The organism is Jidongwangia harbinensis (assembly GCF_020216025.1).
GTDB lineage: Bacteria > Actinomycetota > Actinomycetes > Mycobacteriales > Micromonosporaceae > Actinoplanes > Actinoplanes harbinensis.
In genome coordinates, this window is sequence record NZ_JAIWNC010000008.1 from 144,301 (window position 1) to 164,271 (window position 19,971).

Annotated in this window: 23 protein-coding genes; 11 read left to right on the forward strand and 12 right to left on the reverse strand. The window is 70.4% G+C overall.

The annotated features are described in order from the left end of the window. Position 1: 1 nt before the first annotated feature. From fliE to LDL48_RS12730, 7 genes are all read right to left on the reverse strand, one after another. The gene (gene fliE, locus LDL48_RS12700) at positions 2-346 is read right to left on the reverse strand and encodes a flagellar hook-basal body complex protein FliE (protein ID WP_225255277.1); all 345 of its coding nucleotides are present in this window, start codon (positions 344-346) and stop codon (positions 2-4) included. A gap of 8 nt (positions 347-354) precedes the next feature. Further along, the gene (locus LDL48_RS12705) at positions 355-747 is read right to left on the reverse strand and encodes a flagellar basal body rod protein FlgC (RefSeq protein ID WP_225255278.1); all 393 of its coding nucleotides are present in this window, start codon (positions 745-747) and stop codon (positions 355-357) included. A gap of 5 nt (positions 748-752) precedes the next feature. Continuing rightward, positions 753-1,100, reverse strand: a complete 348-nt coding sequence (locus tag LDL48_RS12710; protein WP_225255279.1) for a flagellar basal body rod protein FlgB — start codon at positions 1,098-1,100, stop codon at positions 753-755. A gap of 190 nt (positions 1,101-1,290) precedes the next feature. Further along, complete coding sequence (locus LDL48_RS12715; RefSeq protein WP_225255280.1) at positions 1,291-1,614, reverse strand: hypothetical protein; 324 nt, start codon at positions 1,612-1,614, stop codon at positions 1,291-1,293. A gap of 64 nt (positions 1,615-1,678) precedes the next feature. Next, positions 1,679-2,050 (reverse strand): flagellar export chaperone FliS, encoded by a 372-nt coding sequence (fliS, locus tag LDL48_RS12720; protein ID WP_225255281.1) that lies wholly within the window; start codon positions 2,048-2,050, stop codon positions 1,679-1,681. Between the two features lie 35 nt (positions 2,051-2,085). Beyond that, positions 2,086-3,594, reverse strand: coding sequence for a flagellar filament capping protein FliD (gene fliD / locus LDL48_RS12725; protein ID WP_225255282.1), 1,509 nt, complete (start codon positions 3,592-3,594; stop codon positions 2,086-2,088). Between the two features lie 108 nt (positions 3,595-3,702). After that, a complete protein-coding gene (locus LDL48_RS12730; protein ID WP_225255283.1) occupies positions 3,703-4,851 on the reverse strand; it encodes a flagellin N-terminal helical domain-containing protein in 1,149 nt (382 codons plus the stop codon). A 253-nt stretch (positions 4,852-5,104) separates the two neighbouring features. On the opposite strand from LDL48_RS12730, the gene flgN reads away from it, so the two are divergent. The 5 genes from flgN to csrA all read left to right on the forward strand — a co-directional run bounded on the left by flgN (position 5,105) and on the right by csrA (position 8,646). Further along, positions 5,105-5,590: a flagellar export chaperone FlgN gene (gene flgN / locus LDL48_RS12735; RefSeq protein ID WP_225255284.1), complete on the forward strand. Its 486-nt coding sequence runs from the start codon at positions 5,105-5,107 to the stop codon at positions 5,588-5,590. Beyond that, positions 5,590-6,972 (forward strand): flagellar hook-associated protein FlgK, encoded by a 1,383-nt coding sequence (gene flgK, locus LDL48_RS12740; RefSeq protein ID WP_225255285.1) that lies wholly within the window; start codon positions 5,590-5,592, stop codon positions 6,970-6,972. Before flgN ends, flgK begins: the two co-directional genes overlap by 1 nt. Before the next feature lie 10 nt (positions 6,973-6,982). Next, positions 6,983-7,879 carry a flagellar hook-associated protein FlgL gene (gene flgL, locus LDL48_RS12745; protein WP_225255286.1) on the forward strand — a complete coding sequence of 299 codons (897 nt, stop codon included), beginning with the start codon at positions 6,983-6,985 and terminating at the stop codon, positions 7,877-7,879. A gap of 41 nt (positions 7,880-7,920) precedes the next feature. Then, positions 7,921-8,319, forward strand: coding sequence for a flagellar assembly protein FliW (gene fliW / locus LDL48_RS12750; protein ID WP_225255287.1), 399 nt, complete (start codon positions 7,921-7,923; stop codon positions 8,317-8,319). Positions 8,320-8,403: 84 nt separating this feature from the next. Beyond that, positions 8,404-8,646 (forward strand): carbon storage regulator CsrA, encoded by a 243-nt coding sequence (csrA, locus tag LDL48_RS12755; RefSeq protein WP_255628050.1) that lies wholly within the window; start codon positions 8,404-8,406, stop codon positions 8,644-8,646. 66 nt (positions 8,647-8,712) lie between these two features. On the opposite strand, the gene LDL48_RS12760 is transcribed toward csrA, so the two are convergent. Beyond that, the gene (locus LDL48_RS12760) at positions 8,713-9,546 is read right to left on the reverse strand and encodes a M23 family metallopeptidase (protein ID WP_225255288.1); all 834 of its coding nucleotides are present in this window, start codon (positions 9,544-9,546) and stop codon (positions 8,713-8,715) included. Between the two features lie 356 nt (positions 9,547-9,902). Here LDL48_RS12760 and LDL48_RS12765 point away from each other — a divergent pair, with 356 nt between their 5' ends. From LDL48_RS12765 to LDL48_RS12775, 3 genes are all read left to right on the forward strand, one after another. Then, on the forward strand, positions 9,903-10,652 hold the full coding sequence (locus tag LDL48_RS12765) for a hydrolase (protein WP_225255289.1): 750 nt from the start codon (positions 9,903-9,905) through the stop codon (positions 10,650-10,652). 84 nt (positions 10,653-10,736) lie between these two features. After that, entirely contained in the window at positions 10,737-11,543 is an 807-nt protein-coding gene (locus LDL48_RS12770) for an SRPBCC family protein (RefSeq protein ID WP_225255290.1), read from the forward strand. A gap of 82 nt (positions 11,544-11,625) precedes the next feature. Then, positions 11,626-12,555 carry a CDP-alcohol phosphatidyltransferase family protein gene (locus LDL48_RS12775; RefSeq protein WP_308016454.1) on the forward strand — a complete coding sequence of 310 codons (930 nt, stop codon included), beginning with the start codon at positions 11,626-11,628 and terminating at the stop codon, positions 12,553-12,555. On the opposite strand, the gene LDL48_RS12780 is transcribed toward LDL48_RS12775, so the two are convergent. After that, complete coding sequence (locus tag LDL48_RS12780) at positions 12,524-14,356, reverse strand: sensor histidine kinase (RefSeq protein WP_225255292.1); 1,833 nt, start codon at positions 14,354-14,356, stop codon at positions 12,524-12,526. The two genes, LDL48_RS12775 and LDL48_RS12780, sit on opposite strands and share 32 nt — an antisense overlap. A gap of 76 nt (positions 14,357-14,432) precedes the next feature. Next, positions 14,433-14,660 carry a DUF7455 domain-containing protein gene (locus LDL48_RS12785; protein WP_225255293.1) on the reverse strand — a complete coding sequence of 76 codons (228 nt, stop codon included), beginning with the start codon at positions 14,658-14,660 and terminating at the stop codon, positions 14,433-14,435. 209 nt (positions 14,661-14,869) lie between these two features. Between LDL48_RS12785 and LDL48_RS12790 the strand changes: the two genes are divergently transcribed. From LDL48_RS12790 to LDL48_RS12800, 3 genes are all read left to right on the forward strand, one after another. Beyond that, complete coding sequence (locus LDL48_RS12790; protein ID WP_225255294.1) at positions 14,870-16,117, forward strand: S8 family peptidase; 1,248 nt, start codon at positions 14,870-14,872, stop codon at positions 16,115-16,117. Positions 16,118-16,208: 91 nt separating this feature from the next. Continuing rightward, a complete protein-coding gene (locus LDL48_RS12795; protein ID WP_225255295.1) occupies positions 16,209-16,613 on the forward strand; it encodes a response regulator in 405 nt (134 codons plus the stop codon). A gap of 154 nt (positions 16,614-16,767) precedes the next feature. Further along, on the forward strand, positions 16,768-18,336 hold the full coding sequence (locus LDL48_RS12800; RefSeq protein WP_225255296.1) for a CBM96 family carbohydrate-binding protein: 1,569 nt from the start codon (positions 16,768-16,770) through the stop codon (positions 18,334-18,336). Between the two features lie 28 nt (positions 18,337-18,364). Here LDL48_RS12800 and LDL48_RS12805 read toward each other — a convergent pair whose 3' ends face one another. Both LDL48_RS12805 and LDL48_RS12810 read right to left on the reverse strand, forming a co-directional pair. After that, complete coding sequence (locus LDL48_RS12805; protein ID WP_225255297.1) at positions 18,365-19,138, reverse strand: class I SAM-dependent methyltransferase; 774 nt, start codon at positions 19,136-19,138, stop codon at positions 18,365-18,367. 5 nt (positions 19,139-19,143) lie between these two features. After that, on the reverse strand, positions 19,144-19,896 hold the full coding sequence (locus tag LDL48_RS12810; protein WP_225255445.1) for an SDR family oxidoreductase: 753 nt from the start codon (positions 19,894-19,896) through the stop codon (positions 19,144-19,146). Positions 19,897-19,971 lie beyond the last annotated feature (75 nt).

Here is a 19,971-nt window from a genome sequence, read left to right on the forward strand (position 1 = left end):
GTCAGGCCTGCATCCTCATGATCTCCTGGAAGGCCTCGACGGCCTTGTTCCGGATCGCCATGGTCAACTGAAGTCCGAGCGCCGCCTCGGTGGAGGCCATCGTGTACTGCGCCGGGTCGGCGAGCGTGCCGTCGGCCACCTGCACGGCCAGGTCGGAAGCCTTGGACTGGGCCGCCTGCACGCCCTCCAGGCTCTGCGAGAGCAGCCCGGCGAAGTCGGTGTTCGGGCCGCTGATCGCGCCGGTCGCGCCGGTGCCGGAGACGCCGGGCAGGCCGTCGATGCCGGCCACGCCGGAGAGGCCGCCGACGCCGGAGAGGCCGCTGATCGCGCTGATCGGAGAGGTCATGGTTCAGCTCACTTCCCGAGGTTGATGGCGGCGGTGTACGAGTCGCGGGCCCGGTCGACGACCGCGAGGTTGGCCTGGTAGGCGCGCTGGGCCATCATCATCTGGGTCATCTGGCTGCCCAGGTCGATGTCCGGGCGGCGGACGTAGCCCTCGGTGTCGGCCAGCGGGTTGTCCGGCTCGTAGGCCAGCCGGCCCTCGGCGCTGCCGTACGCGATGCCGCCGACCTGGGCGCCGTTGCCGTCCTGCGCCTCCTGGGCGATGACGTACCGGGCCTGGAAGGCGTTCTCCGAGGTACGGGACACGTTGTCGATGTTGGCGATGTTGTCCGAGACCGCGTCCAGCCACTTGCGGTAGACGGTGACGCCGGTGCCGGCCACGCCGATCGCGTTGAAGGTGCTCATCTGGCTCAGGCCCCCTTGATCGCTTCGCGGATGAGGCCGTACTTGCCGTCCAGAGCGCGAAGCGTGAGCTGGTAGCGCATCGTGGTGTCGAGGTGCGACAGCGTCTCGGAGTCGAGGTTGACGTTGTTGCCGTTCAGCCGGGTGGGCTCCAGCGAGTCCTGCACGGTCGGGGCGACCTGCGACGGGGCGCGGCCGTCCGCCACGGCGTTGTGCAACGCCTCCTCGAACTTGACCTTACGGGCCCGGTAGCCGGGGGTCTCGATGTTCGCGATGTTGTCCGCGATGGCAGTCTGGCGAGCGGACAGGCCGGCTACGGAAACCTTGAGCGAGGACGTCGACACGTCATCGAACACGGCAGCATTCCTTCCGAATTGACGCTGTGGTCGCCGGTCCGTGGCGTTCGTTTCGGTGAGCGATCCGTGCTCGTACCCTCCGATTCGGCCTGCTCCGGAATCCGCTGAGCGTCAAATGGTTGCTGCGTGGTTGCACGCGAAAACCCGGGACCGTCCCTGGTCCCGGGTCGTTGCGGTCGGTGCGGGTGGGTCAGAGTTTGTAGTCGAGGTACGTGGGAACGGCCTTGCCGGGCGTACCGACCTCGACCTTGGCCGCGAAGGCGGTCTGCCGCCGGTTCGCGGTGATCGCCAGGGCGGCGGCCCGGGCGGCTTCGAGCTGGCGGGTCAGGATGCTGTCGGCGCGCGGGCGCAGGTCCAGCGGGAGCGGCCCGAGCCCGGGTGGCGGTTGCCAGGGTGTGGCGGCCGGCAGGTCCCGGCTGCGACGTTCGTCCCGGATCATCTGTTCGACGGCCTCGACGTCCGCTTCCAGTTCGTCGAGGGCGTGGACCCATGCGGTTCGCCAGTCGTCCGCCACCGCGTGCCCTCCTTCCGGCCTGCCTGCCGGGCCGTGCCGCGCTTCCGCGCCGGCCGTCATGCGGTCAGCTCTCCGCCGCGGCGACGGCCATCGCCGCCTCACGCCAGGTGTCGCGGAGCGGCTCCATCAGCGCGCGCACGCTCTCCACCTTGGCCGCGTCACCCTTGATGTTCGCGTTCACCAGCTCGGTCCCGACGAACGTGTAGAGCGAGGCGAGCCCCGGCGCACCCTCCCAGGCGTCCTGGTCCAGCGAGACGAGCAGTTCGGTGACGATGTCCTGGGCGTGCTTGAGGTGGTTGTTGGCCCCGGCCCGGTCGCCGGCGAGCAGCGCCTGCTCGCCCCGGTTGAGGTCGACGATGAGCCGGTCGTAGAGCAGCATCAGGAGCTTGGCCGGTGACGCGGTGGCCACCGAGTCGGCGAGGTAGCGCTCGCGCATGGCCGGAGAAGAATTGATCATAAGTCCGCTCTCGCTCAGGCGAGGCCGGCGAGCTGACTCGCCAACCACGACGACTGTTGCTGCATCTTGCCGAGGGCCACCTCGAGGCCGGAGAACTGCGTCTGCAGCGCCGCGCGCCGGTTCTCCAGTCGCAGGTCCCACTGGCTGACCTGATCGTTGAGGCCGCGGATGGCGTCGTTCCGGCGGTCCATCAGCGACTTGAGGGTGCCCTGCGGCTGCAGGTTGGGCTGACGCGGATCCGCCACGCCCTTGGTGGCGATCAGGCCGATCGTCTCCAGCTTGCGGGCCAGGCCGTCGGCGATGTCGAACCCGGGTTCGAACTTGCCCTCGGTGCCTCGGGGAATGTTCGCGGCGTCCGGCTTGGTCTGGTCGGTGTAGCCCGCGAAGAACTTCTCGGCCTTCGCCGGGTCCTTGGTGTAGAGCTCGACGAAGGTCTCCTTCTTGAACTCGAGCCGTCCGGTTTCGTCGATCTTGATGCCGACGTCCTTGAAGCTGGCCATGGTCTCGTTCAGGCCGAGCTTCGGTGCGCCGGACGAGACCGCGCCGAGGATGTCCTGGGTGAGCTTGCGGATCGTGCTGTCGCCGACCAGCGGACCGGCGGCGAGTTCGCCGGTCTTCGCCTTGCTCTGCGACGCGATCTCGTTGAGCACCACGTTGGCGTTGTCGACCAGCGCCTGCACCTTCGCGGCGATGCCCTCGGTGTCGGCGGCGATCGAGATGGTGACCGGGGTGTCGCCGGGCGCCTGCTTCTTGGCGGCGGTGACCGTCACGCCCGGCATCACGTCGGCGAAGGTGTTGGTGGCCGACTCGATCACGTAGAAGTCGTCGGTGCCGACCTTGAGCTGGGCGTTGCCGCCCGCCACGGTGACCGACGGGGAGCCGAGGGAGAGCCCGTCCGGCAGGCCGGCCACGCCCATGTTGGTGGCGGCCGCGGACCCGCTGGCCTTGGCGGTGAGCTGCAGCGTGTACTCGCCCGTGTTGATCTGCACGGCCGCGGCGGTGTACGGCAGGCCGCTCTCCGCGTTGATCGCGGCGACCACCGACTTCAGCGAACCGTCCGCCGCGGTGAGCGTCTGGACGAGGCCGCCGTCCGGGTCGTTGATCCGGCTGGGGTCGACGAGCTTGACGAGGTATTCGCCGGTGACCGGGTCGGGAGCGACGATCGGGTCGGCGGTGGCGGAGCTGACCGGTGCGGTCTTGAACGTCATGACCTGGGTGGTGGCGAGCCGCTCCACGAGGAAGCTCATCGAGCCGGCGGACGTACCGGCCTTGGCCGACACCACCGCCGCGTCACTGGTCGCGGTCGCCTTCATGGCGTCCCAGGTCTCCGGCTTGCCGAGCGCGTTCGCGGCGGACACCATGCTGGACAACCGGCTGTTCACGCTCTGGTAGGCGGTGACCACCTTGTTGGCGGTCGTGATCTTGTTCTTCAGCGCCGTCTGCGGGGCTGCCTCGATCTTCATGAGCTGGTTGATCGTGTCCGTCGTGCTCATGCCGGTGACGAGGCCGTCGATACTGGCCATCGGGCGGATCCTCCGTGTCGGGCGGGAAACGGAACGGGCGGCCGGCGATGTCGCCGACCGCCCGTCTATTCGGTTGTCAGAGCAGGTGACCTGAGCGGTTCACCGGGATCAGCGGAGCAGGGACAGCACGTTCTGCGCGGACTGGTTCGCCTGCGACAGCATCGAGGTGCCGGCCTGGGTGAGGATCTGCGACCGGGTGAAGGACATCATCTCCTGCGCCATGTCGGTGTCCCGGATCCGGCTCTCCGACGCGGACAGGTTCTCGACCGCGACGTTGGCGTTGTTGATGGTGTGCTCGAACCGGTTCTGGTACGCACCGAGCTTCGCCCGGGCGGTGGACACCGTGCCGATCTGGGCGTCGATCGTGTCGATGGCCGCCTGAGCGGTGGCCGCACTGGCGAACGACAGACCGTTGGTGTTGCTGGCGGCGGTGCTCACGCCGGTACCCACCGCCATGCCGGCGCCGGCACCGGTGCCACCCTGCACGTCCGCGTTGGTGCCGATCTTCGACGAGACCACCAGCTGGTTGTCCTTGTTCACCGAGGCACTGAACTTCTCGGCGAACGCGGTGTTCTGGTTGAGCGCCTCGGCAACGTCACCGACGGTCTTGTAGGTGCCGGCCGCGCCGAGCGTGACCGTGACGTCGTTGGTGGCGTCACCGGCGACACCGAACGTCATCGCACCGTCGACCGCGGTCGGGGTGATGATGTCGAACGTGGCCGCGTCGCCGCCGAGCTTGGACGCGATGTCCGTGACGTTGGCCGAGCTCAGGTCGACCGCGATCCGGCTGTTCGCGTCGCCGTCCGCGCCGACCTGGAAGGTCAGAGCGGAAGCCGAGCCGTCGAGCAGCTTGGTGCCGTTGAAGTTGGTCGAGTTGCCGATCCGGGACAGCTCGTCACGGAGGCTGGAGACCTCGGTGGCGATGTTGGCACGCGCCTCGTCGTTGTTCGAGTCGTTACCCGCCTGGACGGCGAGGTCACGCATGCGCTGCAGGACCGAGTGCACCTCGTTCAGCGCGCCCTCGGCGGTCTGAACCACCGAAACACCGTCCTGCGCGTTGCGGACGGCGACCTTCAGGCCACCGACCTGGCTGCGCAGGCCCTCGCTGATGGCCAGGCCGGCGGCGTCGTCCGCGGCCCGGTTGATCCGGAAGCCCGAGGACAGCTTCTCCAGCGACTTCGACATCTGGTTGTCGGAGACCGAGAGGCTGCGGTAGGCGTTCTGGGCAGCGATGTTCTGGTTGATGCGAAGACCCATTTGAATTTCCTCCTTGAGTGGGGTCCCGTGCCGGCCCATCCGTGAGCCGTTGGCGTACGCCATGAGTGTTCGACCGGCTACTGCCCGTCTTGAGGAGTATCTGAAAGTTGTTCGCACCCATCCGGAAAATGCGGAAATCTCCTCGCACACCGATCCGCAACCGGAAACGACTTGATCCCTCAGGGGCGCCGGGTCCGTGCCGACGTGTCTGAAGAGCGGAGGGAACGCCTCCGAGCGGAGACGGAGTTTGCCGGTGAGCCTGACCGACCTGTCCAGCGTCCTGTGGCGCTCGCGCGAACTGCTGGAGCTGCTGCTGTTCAAGCTCGAGGAGGAGCAGTTGCTGCTCGCCGCCAACCGGTCGCGCTGGCTCGCGCACGCCACCCGGGAGGTGGAGGTGGTCCTCGACCAGATCCGGCAGACCGAGGTGGCCCGGGCGGCCTACGCCCAGGCGGTGGCGCTGGAGCTGGGGCTGTCCGCGGAGGCGTCGCTGGGCGAACTGGCCGACGCGGCCCCGGCGCCGTGGTCGGAACTGCTGCATCAGCACCGCAAGGCGTTCCTGGCCCTGACCGCGGAGATCACCTCCATGGCCGAGGCGAACCGGGATCTGCTCACCGCCGGTCAGCGCGCAGCTCGCGAAACCATGCTCGCGTTCGCCGGAACCGTGGAAACGTATGGCCGGCAGGGCAAAACCGTCTCCGGCGGCGTGCGCCGTCCGAGCCTGGTGGATGAGGCGATCTGATGGGAAGCAGCTTCGGCGGCATCAACACGGCGCTCACCTCGCTGTACGCACAACGCCGCGCCCTCGACGTCACCGGTCAGAACATCGCGAACGCGAACACCGAGGGCTATACCCGGCAGCGCGTCGACATGCGGTCCGAGGTCGGTTCCCTGTCGCCGGGCATGTACGCGAAGACGGACGGTCTCGGCACCGGAGTCAGCCTCAACGAGGTGCAGCGGGTCCGCGACGAGTTCCTGGAGAACCGGGGTCGCGCCGAACACGGCAAGAGCACCCAGCTGGCCACCCAGAGCGCCGCGTACACGTCCATCGAGGACGTCTTCGCCGAACCGAGCGACACCGCGCTGGCCGCGCAGCTCCGGGAGATGTGGGGCAGCTGGAACGACGTGGCGAACAACCCGCAGCTGACCGCCACCCGGTCCACCCTGCTGCAGCAGAGCTGGACGGTCGCGGACCAGCTCAACAGCGCCAGCGCCGCGCTGTCCGGGCAGTGGTCCGACAACCGCACGTCGCTGTCCGCGTACGTCACCGAGGTGAACACCGCCGCCGACTCGATCGCCCAGCTGAACGACAGCATCGTGAAGGCGAAGGCGAACGGGCTCACCGTGAACGAGCTGGAGGACCGGCGCGACGGCCAGGTGATGAAGCTGTCCGAACTCACCGGCGCCACCGCCTCGCTGCGCAAGAACGGCGCGATGGACGTGTTCGTCGGCAACTCCACACTGGTCAGCGAGTTCACCACGCGCAAGCTGGAGGTGTCCGGCGCAGCCCGACTCCTCGACCAGCCGTCCGACCCGATGACGTTGCGCTGGGCCGACACCAAGACCGCGGTGCAGGCCGGCGGCACGATCGGCGGGATGGTGGACACGATGACGGCCATCATCCCGGCCATCTCCGACGCCCTGGACTCGGTCGCCCGGAACCTGGCCGACAGCGTGAACGCGTTGCACCAGACCGGGTACAGCGCCGACGGCAGCACCGGGCTGGACTTCTTCACCGGCACCACGGCCGGCACCATCAAGGTGGCGATCACCAATCCGGACCAGGTGGCCGTCTCCGGTACGACCGGCGCACTGGACAACTCCGTCGCCGACGCGCTCGCCGACCTCGGCGACAAGAGCGCCGGCCCGGACCGCGAATACCAAGCCATGATCGGCCAGCTCGGCGTCACGGCGCAGGCCACCACGCGCCGCGCCGAGATCCAGGCGAACGTCACCGAACAGGTGGACGCGGCCCGCGAGTCGCAGTCCGGCGTCAACCTCGACGAGGAGATGACCAACCTGCTGACCTACCAACGTGGGTACGAGGCGGCATCCCGGGTCCTGACCACCATCGACTCGATGCTCGACCAACTCATCAATCGCACCGGCCTGGTCGGAAGGTAAGGGGTAAACAATGGCTATCAGTGGCCGGGTCACCGAGAGCAGCATTCACAACCGGGTGCTGGCGAATCTGCAGCGCAACATCGCGCGCAGCGAGAAGATTCACGACCAGCTGTCCAGTGGCAAGCAGATCAACCGGCCGTCGGACTCACCGACCGGGACGGTCTCCGCCCTGCAATTGCGCACCGAGTCGCGGGCGAACGAACAGTACGTCCGAAACGCCAACGACGGCCTGGGCTGGCTGACCACGGTGGAAAGCGCGTTGAACAGTTCCTCGACGCTGATGAACCGGGCCCGGGACCTCACCGTGCAGGGTCTGAACACCGCCACCGGTAGCGCGCACTCGAATGCGGCGCTGGCCACCGAGGTGGAGCAGATCCGGGACTCACTGATCGCGTACGCCAACACCAGATTCCTGGACCGGCCGGTGTTCGGCGGGACCACGGCCGGCCCGGCGGCGTACGACTCGACGACCGGCGCCTACCTCGGCAACGACGGGCAGACGATGCGGACCGTCGCGTCCGGCACCAAGGTTCGGGTGGACACCACCGGTCCGGCCGCATTCGGCACCGGCGACACCGAGGTGTTCACCGTGCTGCAGACGATCGCGGACGGATTGCGCGCCGGCGACACCGCCGCTCTCTCCGACGGCCTGAGCAAATTGGATACCGCGAGCAATGTTCTGCGAACGGCAGTTTCCGATGTCGGGGCTCGATACAATCGGATTACGCAGGCGAAGGAGTCCGCACAGGACCGGTTGTTGTCCGTGACGTCGCAGCTGTCGGATATCGAGGACATCGATCTGCCGAAGACCATCATGGAAATGCAGCTCCAGCAGACTTCGTACCAGGCCGCCCTGGCCGCGTCGGCCAAGGTGATTCAGCCCTCGCTCATCGATTTCCTGAGGTGACCATGACTACACGTTCCGCGTCCCGACCGATGGGGGACATCATGACCGACCCGTCGCTGGGCCTGCCCACCATCGACATGGCCGTCCCCATGCCCGGTTTCCCGGCGCACCGGGAATTCGTGCTGGTCCGCCTGCACGACGAAGGTCTGCTCTACGCGTTCACGTCGGTCGACGACCCCAATCTCCGGTTCCTGGTCGCGCCGCCGGAGCCGTTCTTCCCGGACTACGCGCCGGAGATCGAGAACGACGTCCTGGCCGCCCTGAACACCAAGGACCCGGACCGGCTGCTGCTGCTCGTCGTGATCACCGCGGGCGTCAACGAGACCACGGCCAACCTGCTCGCCCCGATCGTCGTCGACCGGGACAGCCGGCGCGCCATGCAGGTCGTCCTGACCGGCAGCGGCATGCCGATCCGCGCCGTCATGAACCGGTCCTACTGAGACAGTGCGCAGGCGCGGTCGCGGAGCACGCGGCCGCGCCTTTCGCCATGCTGTCTCGTCCACGGATGGAGGAGGGCCCCGACGATGCTCGTGTTGACCAGGCGGGCCGGCGAGAGCGTGATGATCGGTGACGATGTGGTCATCACCGTGCTCGAAGCCCGCGGGGACGTCATCCGCCTCGGCATCCAGGCCCCGCGGGACGTGCAGGTGCACCGCGAAGAGGTCTGGAAGGAACTGCAGGCGGTGAACCGGGAGGCGGCCTCGCCGACCGAGGACGCGGTGCAGGCGCTGGCCAAGATGTTGCGGCCGCCGGCGGACCCGGAATAGCGGGAGCGCAGCGGAACGGGCCGGGGTGACGATCACCCCGGCCCGTTCCCGTGTCGGTGTGCGCGCTCAGCCGAGCCGGATGCCGCGGGCGCGCAGGAACCAGACCGGGTTCACCGCGTTGGCGCGGGTGGCCGGGGGCGCGTTGACGTGCACCTCGAAGTGCAGGTGCGGACCGGACGACGAGCCGGACGAACCGACGTACCCGATGAACTGGCCCTTGCGGACCAGCTGGCCGACGGCGACCGCCGGGCGCCGGGCCATGTGGCAGTAGCGGGTCACCACGTTGCCGGCGTGCTGGATCTCGGCGTACCAGCCGCAGCCGCTGAGGGCGCGGTTGCCGTCCACGTCGCAGCTGCCCCGGGAGATGTTGCAGACCACCCGGATCACCCGGCCGGCGGCGACCGCGCGGATCGGGGTGTAGCGGGCCGCGCCCAGGTCGACGCCGTCGTGCGTGGGACGGTTGATCGTCCGGTAGCCGCTGACCAGTCCGGCGCTCAGCGGGAGGGTCCAGGCGCCCGCCGTGGGCGGCCGCGCGGCCGAACAGACCGGGATCCGGTAGTAGGCGCGCTGGACGTAGGCGTCCGAGACCCAGGTGTTGTTGGCGAGCCGGTTCCACACGCGGGTGGCGCGGACCGTGCCGTTGACGTGTTCCGCGACGACCTGGCACATGATCCAGACCTTGCCGCCGTTGGCCACCTCGCCGACTTTGCGGGCGGTCGAGGAGGGGCTCTGCCGCATGTTGAGGGGGGTGCCACCGGTGCGCGCCGTGCCGGTGCCGGCGACCTTTCCGGTCGCCTCCGCGGCGGCTGCGGGAGCGGTGCCGAACGAGACGAGACTGCTGAGGAGGCTCGCGGCGGCGAGCACGGTGAGGGCGGTGCGGCGCGGATGTCGGCGCTTCATCGAGTTCCTTCCCGGCACGCGGTCGCGCGCTCAGGGACAGGCTGCCGAGCAGGGGCTGCCAGGCACGGTGCCTGGCAAGTGCAGGCCGGTTGCACCGGACCCCCGGGGACAGGGAGCTGACGCCCGGCAGCAAGTGACAAGGACCCCTACTCCGGTGGCCGGCATGCAGGGGACATGGTTTCCGCGCGGAGCGGCGCCCGGATGCCGATTCGCCAATCCCGGCCGGGTGCGGCGATCAGGCGTTATCGTGCGCACCCGGACTGCACCTCCGGCAAACCTCGGTTCACTACACCGGCGTCCGACTCTTGGTGCCAGGACGAGATGAACTCGTCGGTGCGGCGGGCCAGGGAGCAATCGTGGGCGCAGAGCGGGAATCAGTCATGCAGGTCGGTGCCCCGGGCGCCGGTCACGCGCTCGACCTGACGGTGGACGCGCATGTGCACACCGGCTTCGCGGCCGGCCGGGACAGCGTCGGGGTGATCGTGTCGTCCGCCGACCGGGCCGGACTGACCGCGCTGACCTTCGCCGACCAGGCCGGCCCGGACACCGCCTGGCTGCCCGCGTACGCGGATGCGATCCGGCGGGCCAGCCGTCGTACCGAACTCACGCTGCGGATCGCCGCCGAGGTGGAGGTGGTCCGCCCGGACGGGTGGCTCGCCCTGCCCGCGGACCTGGGTGACCTCGAGGCGCTGTCGGTGGCGGTGTCCCGGCTGCCGTACGGCTCCACCACGCTGTCCCCGCGCGACGTGCGCGGGCTGCTTGCCGACGGCCGGCTGACCCCGGAGCAGGTGGCCGAGATCCTGATCGAGGTGACGGTGAACGGCCTCGACCGGGCCGCCCGGTACGCACCCACCCAGCTCGCCCGCCCGCTCGGCCTGCTCGCCGAGGTGGGCCTGGACGACTCGGCGGTGACGTCGGAGCTGCTCGGCGCGCTGATCGACGCGTGCTGGACGACGGGCACCGCGGTGGAGATCAGCGAGGCGTGGCGCAGCCCGTCGGTGCGGGTGGTCACGGATCTCCGCGAGTCCGGTGTGCCGCTGATGGCCGCGAGTGACGCCCGGTACGCCGACGTGGTGGGCCGGTGGCAGTACGTGCGCCGGGTCTGAGGTAAAACCAAACGCGGAGCGCATTCGCGTACGTACTCTCTGTGATGCAAGGCCCGAGAGAGCCGGCAGCATGGGAGAGATGCGATGAGTATGGTTCAGCAGGCCATCGAGGTGGGCGCGCCGCTGCACACGGTGTACGAGCAGCTCGCCACGTTCGAGAACTACCCTCGTTTCATGTCCGGCGTGCGGCAGGTGACGCCGATCGGGGAGGACCGGACGCACTGGGTGATGGACCTCGACGGCGAGCGTCGCGAGTTCGACGCCCAGATCATCGAGCGCACTCTGGACCAGCGGGTGTCCTGGTCGACCACGGACGGCCCGCTCCTCGCCGAGACCATCACGCTCCGCCCGATGGGCGAGACGCGGACCCAGGTCGTCGCGCAGTTGGAGGCGGACGCCGCGTTCCTGCTCCCCGGCGGCCGGCACAGCGCGGACGCGTTGCACCGGCGGCTCGCCGACGACCTGACCACGTTCAAGGGTCTGGTGGAGAGTGGTGTCATGGGCCCGCTGACCGGCGCCGGCCCGAAGCGGCTGAAGCGGCCGGACGCGGTGCCGGGCACCACCGCGACGCGGACCGGCCCGGTGTCCCCGGCCACCGTGGCGGCCCGGATCAAGCGCCGGGCCGACGCGCCGCATCCGGGTGCCGGATGGGGCCCGGGCCGGGGCCCGACGGACGACGCGGCCATGGGCACCCGGGTGGACATCACCACCGCGCCGGGCATCGACAGTGCCACCGACCTCGACGACGTGCTCGCGCCGGGCCGCCGGATCGTCGGCGGGACCGGGGCGCAGAGCGGCTCGGCCCCGATGGGCGCGCACGCCCAGCGGACCGAGGACCGTGGGGATGCGATGATCCACGAGGAAGACCGGGGTAGTGCGCACGACTACTGAGTGCGATCTTGCGATGATGACAATCGCGTAAAAACCCGGCATCGAGCTTGCGGAAACGCGAGCCAACCACCAAGTTAACACCGTGCAACGCTTAGAACTCCGGGAGATTCGCGAGCGGACCTACAAGTCCCGTGACGCGTGGTGGACAGTGTTACTCGTTGATCCCTTTGCGGCGCGGCTGGTCAGGCTGGTCGCGCCGTATCGGTGGATCACCCCGAACATGCTGTCCTTCATCGCCTTCGTCTTCGGGATGGGGGCCGCCGCCTGCTTCGCCCTGCAGGACCGGTGGTGGCTGGTGGCCGGCGCGGCGTTGTTCCACCTCAGCTTCGTGGTCGACTGCATGGACGGCAAGATCGCCCGGCTGAACGACTCCGGCTCGATGTTCGGTGCCTGGTTCGACTTCATCTTCGACCGCATCCGGGTGATCGTGTGCACGGTCGCGCTGATGGGCGGCCAGTACGCGCGGACCGGCGAGGTCAAGTTCCTCTGGCTGGCCACCGCGGTCATCTCGCTGGACCTGTTCCGCTACCTGAACTCGTCGCAGATGGCCAAGATCAAGCGGTCGATGACCCGGCAGCTGAACGAGGCCCGGGGCCAGGAGCAGGTGGCGCCGGTCGAGACGACGTCGGTGACGGACGAGGGCGAGCACGAGCCGGCCGCCGCCGACGACCGCAACCACTCGCCGTACATCCGGATGCGGAACTGGCTGCTGCGCCGCCGCATCCGCACCCACCTGTTCAGCGGCATCGAGTTCGAGATGACGGTGTTCATCATCGGGCCGCTGATCGGGTTCGTGTTCTGGACCTCCATCGTGGCGGGCGTGCTGCTGCTGGCGTTCGAGGCGGCGCTGGTCGGCCGGCTCTGGCAGCTGACCCGCCGGTTCCAGGGCGAACTCGCCACGGCTCTGGCGGAACAGCCGGCCGGGCCGCACGTGGTGCCGCAGCAGCGCACCCCGTCGGACGCGGGCACCGGGTCCGACGTCAGGCCGGAAGCGATGCCGACTCGAGTGTGACGATCAACCGGGCGCCGTGCGGCTCGGCGTGCGCATAGTGCACCGAGCCGCCGTTCGCCTCCACCAGGTGGCGGACGATGAAGAGGCCGAGCCCGGAGCCCCGCATGAACCGGTCGAACAGCCGGGGCAGTAGTTCGTCCGGGATGCCGGGTCCGTGGTCCCGCACCTCCAGCACCACCGTGTCGGCGTCCCGGCAGGCCCGGATCTCCACCGGCGTCTGCCCGTACGCGATCGCGTTGGCCAGCAGGTTCTGCACCACCGCGGTGAGGTGACCGCGGTCGGCGAGCGCGGAGAGGTTCTCCTCGACGCTGATCCGGACCTCCGGGTCCGCCGCGCCTTCGGCCACGTTCCGCAGCACCTCGAGCAGCGGCACCGGCGTGCGCCGCGCGGTGACCGATCCGGTGTCCAGGCGGAACAGCAGCTGCAGGTCGTTCATCATCTTGATCAGCCGGTGGGTGTTCCGGTTGATCTTCGTGGCCAGCTCGTGGCGGACGTCGTCCGGCAGGTCGGACCAGTCCGCGGCGAGCAGCTCGGCCAGGCTGGCGATCGAACTGATCGGCTGGGCCACGTCGTGGGTCAGCATGGAGGTCAGGTCGTTCTTGAACGCCAGTGCCTTTTCCAGCCGGGTGTTCGCCTCCCGGAGCTGCTCGTTGCTGCGCTGCAGTTCGGTGGCGTGCTCGCTGAGTTCCTCCTCGGCGCGCTTGCGGTCGGCGATGTCGACGTAGGTGGCCACGTACGCGCGGGGTGCGCCGTGCGCGTCGGGCACCGCGGCCATGGTGGCCAGCACCGGCACCTCGGTGCCGTCCGCCCGGTGCACCAGCCAGTCGCCGGTGCCGGTGGGCGGCAACGGGTCGGGGCGCGACCCCCGCGGATCGGTGCCCGGCCGGCCGGCGAGTTCCTGCCAGCGCCGGTTCACGTCGATCACCCGATGGTTGGCGTCCAGCACCATGACCGCCTCGTTCATCGACTGCAGCAGCGTCTCCGCGAACTCCTGCCGGTCGTGCAGCTCCGCCAGCAGGGCCCGCTGCCGGCGGTCGGCGCGTTCCAGCGAGCGGACCAGGTAACCGACCAGGGCCAGGACGGCCAGCCCGGCGAGAATGGCTCCGGTGCTGATGGCGGCCACCGGCCGGCCCATTCCGGTACGCACGGCGAGCGCGCTGACCAGGGCGGCGAGAACCGGGACGGCCACCGCCAGGGGCAGTGACCGGCGGATCGTGGTGCCCGGCCCGGCCGCCGCGGACGTGCGGAGCGGGCCGGCCTCGGGACGGGCCAGGACCGTGCCGATGGAGAGCGTGAGCAGGGCGGCGGCCAGGTACGGCGACATCACGCCGTCCGGGGCCCGGCCGCTCGGGAACGCGGGCGCGAACATGCGGGGTACCAGGGCGACCAGGGCGATGACGGCGGCGCCGGCGACCAGCGGGTCGGCGACCCGGAACCGCAGCGCGGCATCGGCCCGGTGGCCGACGCGGACGTCGACGAGCGTGAGAGCGAGGCCGGCCAGCGCCGTGGCGACCCCGGCGGCGGGGTGGCGGACCGTCAGCACGGCGCCCAGCGCGGCGGTGAGGCCGGCGAGCGCGTACCCGGTGTGGCGGAGTGGACCGGGCGGCGCCGGCAGCACCGACAGGAACAGGGCGAGGCCGGCCGGGAGCAGGGCGGGCGCCGGGTCCGCGACGAGCGCGGCCGGCGACACCGGCGTGGTCGAGGTGGCCAGGGTGAGCGCGCCGAACGCGGCCACCGCGAGTCCGGCGCCTCCGGCGGCGGCCCGCGACAGCTTTCCTGCGTCGTGCGCCGCGATCTGCACCGCCGTCCCCTCTGAAGCGGGCTTATCCGCCTATAAGCGAGAGAACGATCATAACGCGGCAGATGCGGTCAAGAGGTCACACTGCGGGAACCTTGGCGGTCCAGTCGAAGCCGTCCTCGGCGGTGAAACGGGTGGCAACCTTGGCCAGTTCACTCGCGTGGCGCTGGGCGTGGTGACCGCAGAATGCCAGCACACCGCCGCTCGCCAGGGTGACCTCGAGCTTGGCCGCGGCGCCGCAGCTGTCGCAGCGCTCGGTCAGCGCGTCCACGAAGGTGATCTCTGGCTGGCTCAGCGTGGTGGTCATCTCGCTCTCCTTGCTGGGTAGCGGTGCAGCGGTTCCCGACAGCGGGTAGTTCGGCTCTCCTCCGCATCGACTTAGCTCTTCGAGGTCGCAACCGAGGCACAACCGGCGCGGACCCGTTCGGCTCCGCCCGCGACCGAACTGTTCCCCGAGATGAGGTCCGGCATGCCTGCTTCGCGGGTGACATCGCCGGCATCCGAACCGGGGGGACCATGATCCGCACCAACGGCCGCAGCCGCACCGCCCGCCTCGTGCTGACCGCCGGCGTCGCCGCCGCGGCCGCGGTGACCGGCGCCGCCGGGTCCGCCTCGGCGGGCACACCGCGGGCACTGCCGACCGGCACCGTGCTGAACGCCGGCGCGCCCGGGGCGATCGGGGACAGCTACATCGTCACGTTCCGGCCCGGTTCGGACGCCGCCGGCCGGGTCACCTCCGCCTCGACCCGGCTGGCCCAGCGGTACGGCGGTGCGGTGGCCGGCGTCTACCGCACCGCGATGCAGGGCTTCCACGTGCGGATGACCGCGGCGGCGGCCCGCCGGCTCGCCGCCGACCCCGCGGTCGCGGCCGTCGAACAGGACGCCCGGGTCCGGATCGACGGCGTACAGGCCGGCCCCGCCTGGGGCCTGGACCGGATCGACCAGGCGACGCTGCCGCTGTCCACGTCCTACACCTACCGTCCGGCCGCGAACGTCACGGCGTACGTGCTGGACACCGGGATCCGGATCGGGCACACCGAATTCGGCGGCCGGGCCCGGAACGGTTACGACTTCATCGACTCCGATCCCGTCGCCAACGACTGCAACGGACACGGCACCCACGTCGCCGGCACGATCGGCGGCCGGACGTACGGCGTGGCCAAGGACGTCCGGCTGGTCGGCGTACGGGTGCTGGACTGCCGGGGCAGCGGGTCGTACTCGACGATCATCGCGGGCGTGGACTGGGTCACCCGGAACGCGACCCGGCCCGCGGTGGCCAACATGAGCCTCGGCGGCGGCGGCAGCAAGGCTCTGGACGACGCGGTGCGGCGGTCGATCGCGGCCGGCATCACCTACGCGGTCGCGGCCGGCAACGAGGCCCGGGACGCCTGCACGCAGTCGCCGGCCCGTACCCCGGAAGCGATCACGGTGGGCGCCACGGACAGCACCGACGCCCGGGCCGCGTTCTCCAACCACGGCAGATGCCTGGACCTGTTCGCGCCCGGTGCCCGGATCGGGTCCGCCTCGTCGAAGTCCGACACCGGAGTGGTCCTGATGAGCGGTACCTCGATGGCGTCGCCGCACGTGGCCGGCGTGGCCGCGCTGGTGCTCGGCGCCCACCCGGGGTACGCCCCGAAGGCCGTCCGGGACGCCGTGGTGGCCAACGCCGTGCCGAACCGGGTGGTCAGGCGGGGTGCCGACTCGCCGAACCGATTGCTCTGCAGCGCCTGGCTGAACCGGGTCCCGGCGTCCGCACGGCGCTGAGCAGTCAGACGTTATGTGGTAAAAGCAGTCCTTTCCGGGCCGGGTCCCGATAGCGTGGTCTTAGCAGCAGCCACGGACCGAGGGAGGGCCCATGTCGGAGGGCGAAGCGGACCGTCCGACCGTCCTCGTCGTCGACGACGAGGAAGATCTCCGCGACATCATGCGGCGCATGCTGGAACGTCGCGGGTTCTCCACGCTGGTGGCGGGCGACTCCGACGAGGCGATCACGGCCTGCCGGGAACACCCCGGTGACATCGACGTGCTGGTCACCGACCTCGGCCTGCCGGGAGTGTCCGGCGGCGAGCTGTCCCGGACCGCGACGCAGCTGCGGCCGGCGATGGGCGTGGTCTACATCTCCGGGCTGCCCAAGGACATCGCGGTGACCAAGGGGCTGATCGACGACGACGCCCTGCTGGTGAAGAAGCCGTTCACCTCGGAACTGCTGATCGACGCGCTCCGCGCGGTGATCGCCCAGCGGGCGGCGCCCACCGGATAACCGCCTCCACCTCTGCTTCCGGCGCCGCCGGCCCTGACGGGCCGGCGGCGTCTGTCATGGGCACCTGTTCTGCACCGCAACGGAGTCCGGCCCGGCACCCGGCCGTCCCGATCGTGAGGAAACAAGCGATCACGGGACACGCAGGGGGACGAGCATGGGCGCCAGACGTCGACTCATCGGAGCAGCACTGACCGGTGCGGCGGTGACCTCGGGCCTCGCGGTCGCCGGGCCCGCCGACGCGGCCGCGGTCACCGGATCGAAGACCGTGTACGCCCGCGACGACGCCTACACCTCCAGCGTCCGCCGGACCGGCAACTTCGGCGCCGCGGACAAGCTCGTGGTGGGCCGCACCGGCAGCGAGACCCGACTGTCCTATGTGACGTTCGCGACCGGCGCGCTGCCCAGCGGCGCCACGGTCACCGGTGCCGTGCTCAAGCTGCCGCTGGAGAGCCGCCCGGTGGCCGCGAGGCTCAGCCTGCACCCGGTCACCGGATCCTGGTCGGAGGGCCGGATCACCGCGGCGAACGCGCCGGCGATGTCCGCGGCCATCGCCACCCTCACCCCGAAGACCACCGACACGGTGCTGCGGTTCGACGTGTCGAAGTGGGTGAAGAAGCCGGGCACGTACTCGTTCGCGCTGAAGTCGGCCGCCACCACGGCGGTGACCCGGCTGCGCGCCGTCGAGTACGGCGCCGCCACCACCGGCGGGCCGGAGCTGGCGCTGACCTACACCCGCGCGGCGACCACCGTCCCCGTCCCGTCGACCCCGCCGGTACCGCCGGCGTGCGTCACCGACGCCCTCCTCGTGCCGACCTGTGGCGTGCTCTGGGGAGCGGCCGCCGGCGGCTTCACCAGCACCCCGCGCGACCAGGCACTGAAGGAATGGGAGGCGCTCACCGGCCGGACCGCGTCGATCTTCCACACCTACCACAAGGGCGACGAGAAGTTCCCGACCAGCTCGGAGATCGCGATGTCCCGCGATCCGGCGAAGCCGCGGGTGCTGCTGCTCAACTGGAAGGTCGCGTACAACACCACCTGGGCCAAGGTGGCCGCGGGCGCGCAGAACGCGCGGATCGACAACTGGAGCACGTACGTCAAGGCCAACTACCGGGAGAAGTTCTTCCTGGCGCTGCACCACGAGCCGGAGAACGACGTCAACCCGACCGCCGGTTCGGGCATGACCGCCAAGGACTACGCCGCCATGTACCGCCACGTGATCCAGCGGCTGCGGGCCAACGGCGTGACGAACGCGGTCAACGTCCTCGCCTACATGGGCAACGAGAAGTGGATGGCGCAGTCCTGGTGGAAGGACCTGTACCCGGGCGACGACGTGGTGGACTGGCTCGGCCTGGACTCCTACGTCAGCGTGGAGAAGGGCTACTACCACTACGGCGACATGTACGACCTGCTCCACCGCCGGCCGACCGGCGGCGGCACCAGCTGGTACGACTGGGCGGCCACCGCCCACCCGGCCAAGCCGGTGATGGTGGCGGAGTGGGGCATGTACCACCGGGTGGCGTACCCGACCGACAAGGCGCCCGCGTTCCAGACCGTGGTCCCGGTGGTCAAGGCCCACCCGCAGATCAAGGCCGTGGTCTACTTCGACACCGCCTCCGACAACGAGGGCGACCGCAACATCGCGGTGAACTCGACCCCGGGCAGCCTCACCGCGTTCCGGGCGATCGCCGCCGACCCGATGTTCAACGTCACCGTCCGGCGCTGACCGTCCACTGTCACCGGGCCGGTCCGCCTCAGGCGGGCCGGCCCGCCGCCGTGCCGGGCCAGGGCACGGTGAGCTCCCCGCGCCGCCACCGGGACGGTCCGTCGTGGACGGTCCGGCCCTCGTCCCGCAGCCGGCGCACCGTCGCCAGCCAGCGTTGCCGCGGCCCGAACGGGGTGGCCGCGGCGTCCCACGCGCGGCCCAGCGCGGCGAGCAGGTCGTGGACCGGTTCGCCGGGCACGTTGTGGTGGATCAGCGCCTTCGGCAGCCGCTCCGCGAACGTGGCGGGATGGTCCAGATCGGACAGCCGGGCCGAGAGGGTCAGCGTCCGTGGTGCACCGGCCTCGACGTATGCCCAGGTGGCGACGCGGCCCAGCTCGTCGCAGGTGCCCTCGACCAGCACGGCGCCGGTCGCGGTCATCGTCCGCCAGGCGTCCGCCACCTGGTCCTCGGCGTACTGGCGCAGCACGTTGCACGCGCGCACCACCACCGGCCGCAGCCCGGCCAGCTCGAAGCCGCCGCGCCGGAACACCAGCAGCGGCGGGTCCGCGGCCGGCTGGGCGGCGGCCACCCGGGCCGGATCGATCTCCAGGCCGACCACCGCGACGTCCGGGCGTACCGCGGCGGCGAGCCGGGCCCGCAGTTCCACCGCGGTCACCGGCGTGGCGCCGAAACCCAGATCGATCACCAGGGGTACGGCGGCGGCCGCCAGCAGATCACCACAGCGGTAGGCGATCCAGTTGTCGACGCGGCGCAACCGGTTCGGGTTGGTGGTGCCCCGGGTGACCGCACCGAGTGGTTTCATCGGCGCTACAGCTCGCGGTGCACCTTGTGCTGCGCGGCCTGGGCGATCGGCCGCACCACCAGACGGTCGATGTTGACGTGCTGCGGGCGCCCGGCGCACCACGCCACGCACTCGGCGATGTCCTCGGCGGTCAGCGGCTCCCGCACGCCCGCGTACACCGCGTCGGCCTTGGCCCGGTCGCCGTCCATCCGGTTCAGCGCGAACTCGTCGGTGCGCACCATGCCCGGGTCGATCTCGATCACCCGCACCGGCCTGCCGACGAGCTCCAGGCGCAACGTGCCGACCAGGGCGCCCTGCGCGTGCTTGGCCGCGGTGTAGCCTCCGCCGCCCTCGTACACCGTGAACGCGGCGGTGGAGCCCATCGTCACGACCGTGCCGGCGCCACTGGCCTCCAGCGCGGGCAGCAGCGCCTTGGTGACGCGCAGCGTGCCGAGCACGTTCACGTCGTACATCCATTGCCAGTCCCGGACCGACCCGGCCGCGACCGGATCCACCCCGCGGGCGCCGCCCGCGTTGTTCACCAGCAGCGTGAGTGAACCGGCCAGACCGGCGACCGTCTCGGCCAGCCGGGTCACCGCCGCGTCGTCGGTGACGTCGCAGCGCACCGGCGTGGCGTTGCCGATCTCGTTGACCAGTTCGTCCAGGCGGTCCAGGCGGCGGGCCGCCGCGACCACGTGGAATCCGTCCCGCGCCAGCCGGCGTGCCGTGGCCGCGCCGATGCCACTCGATGCGCCGGTGACCACGGCGATGTTCTGCACCATGTCTGAATCCTGCCGTACGGCGGAAGAGAGCTGCATCACCCCTGGGAAGACGGCCATGGATTCAGTCACGCC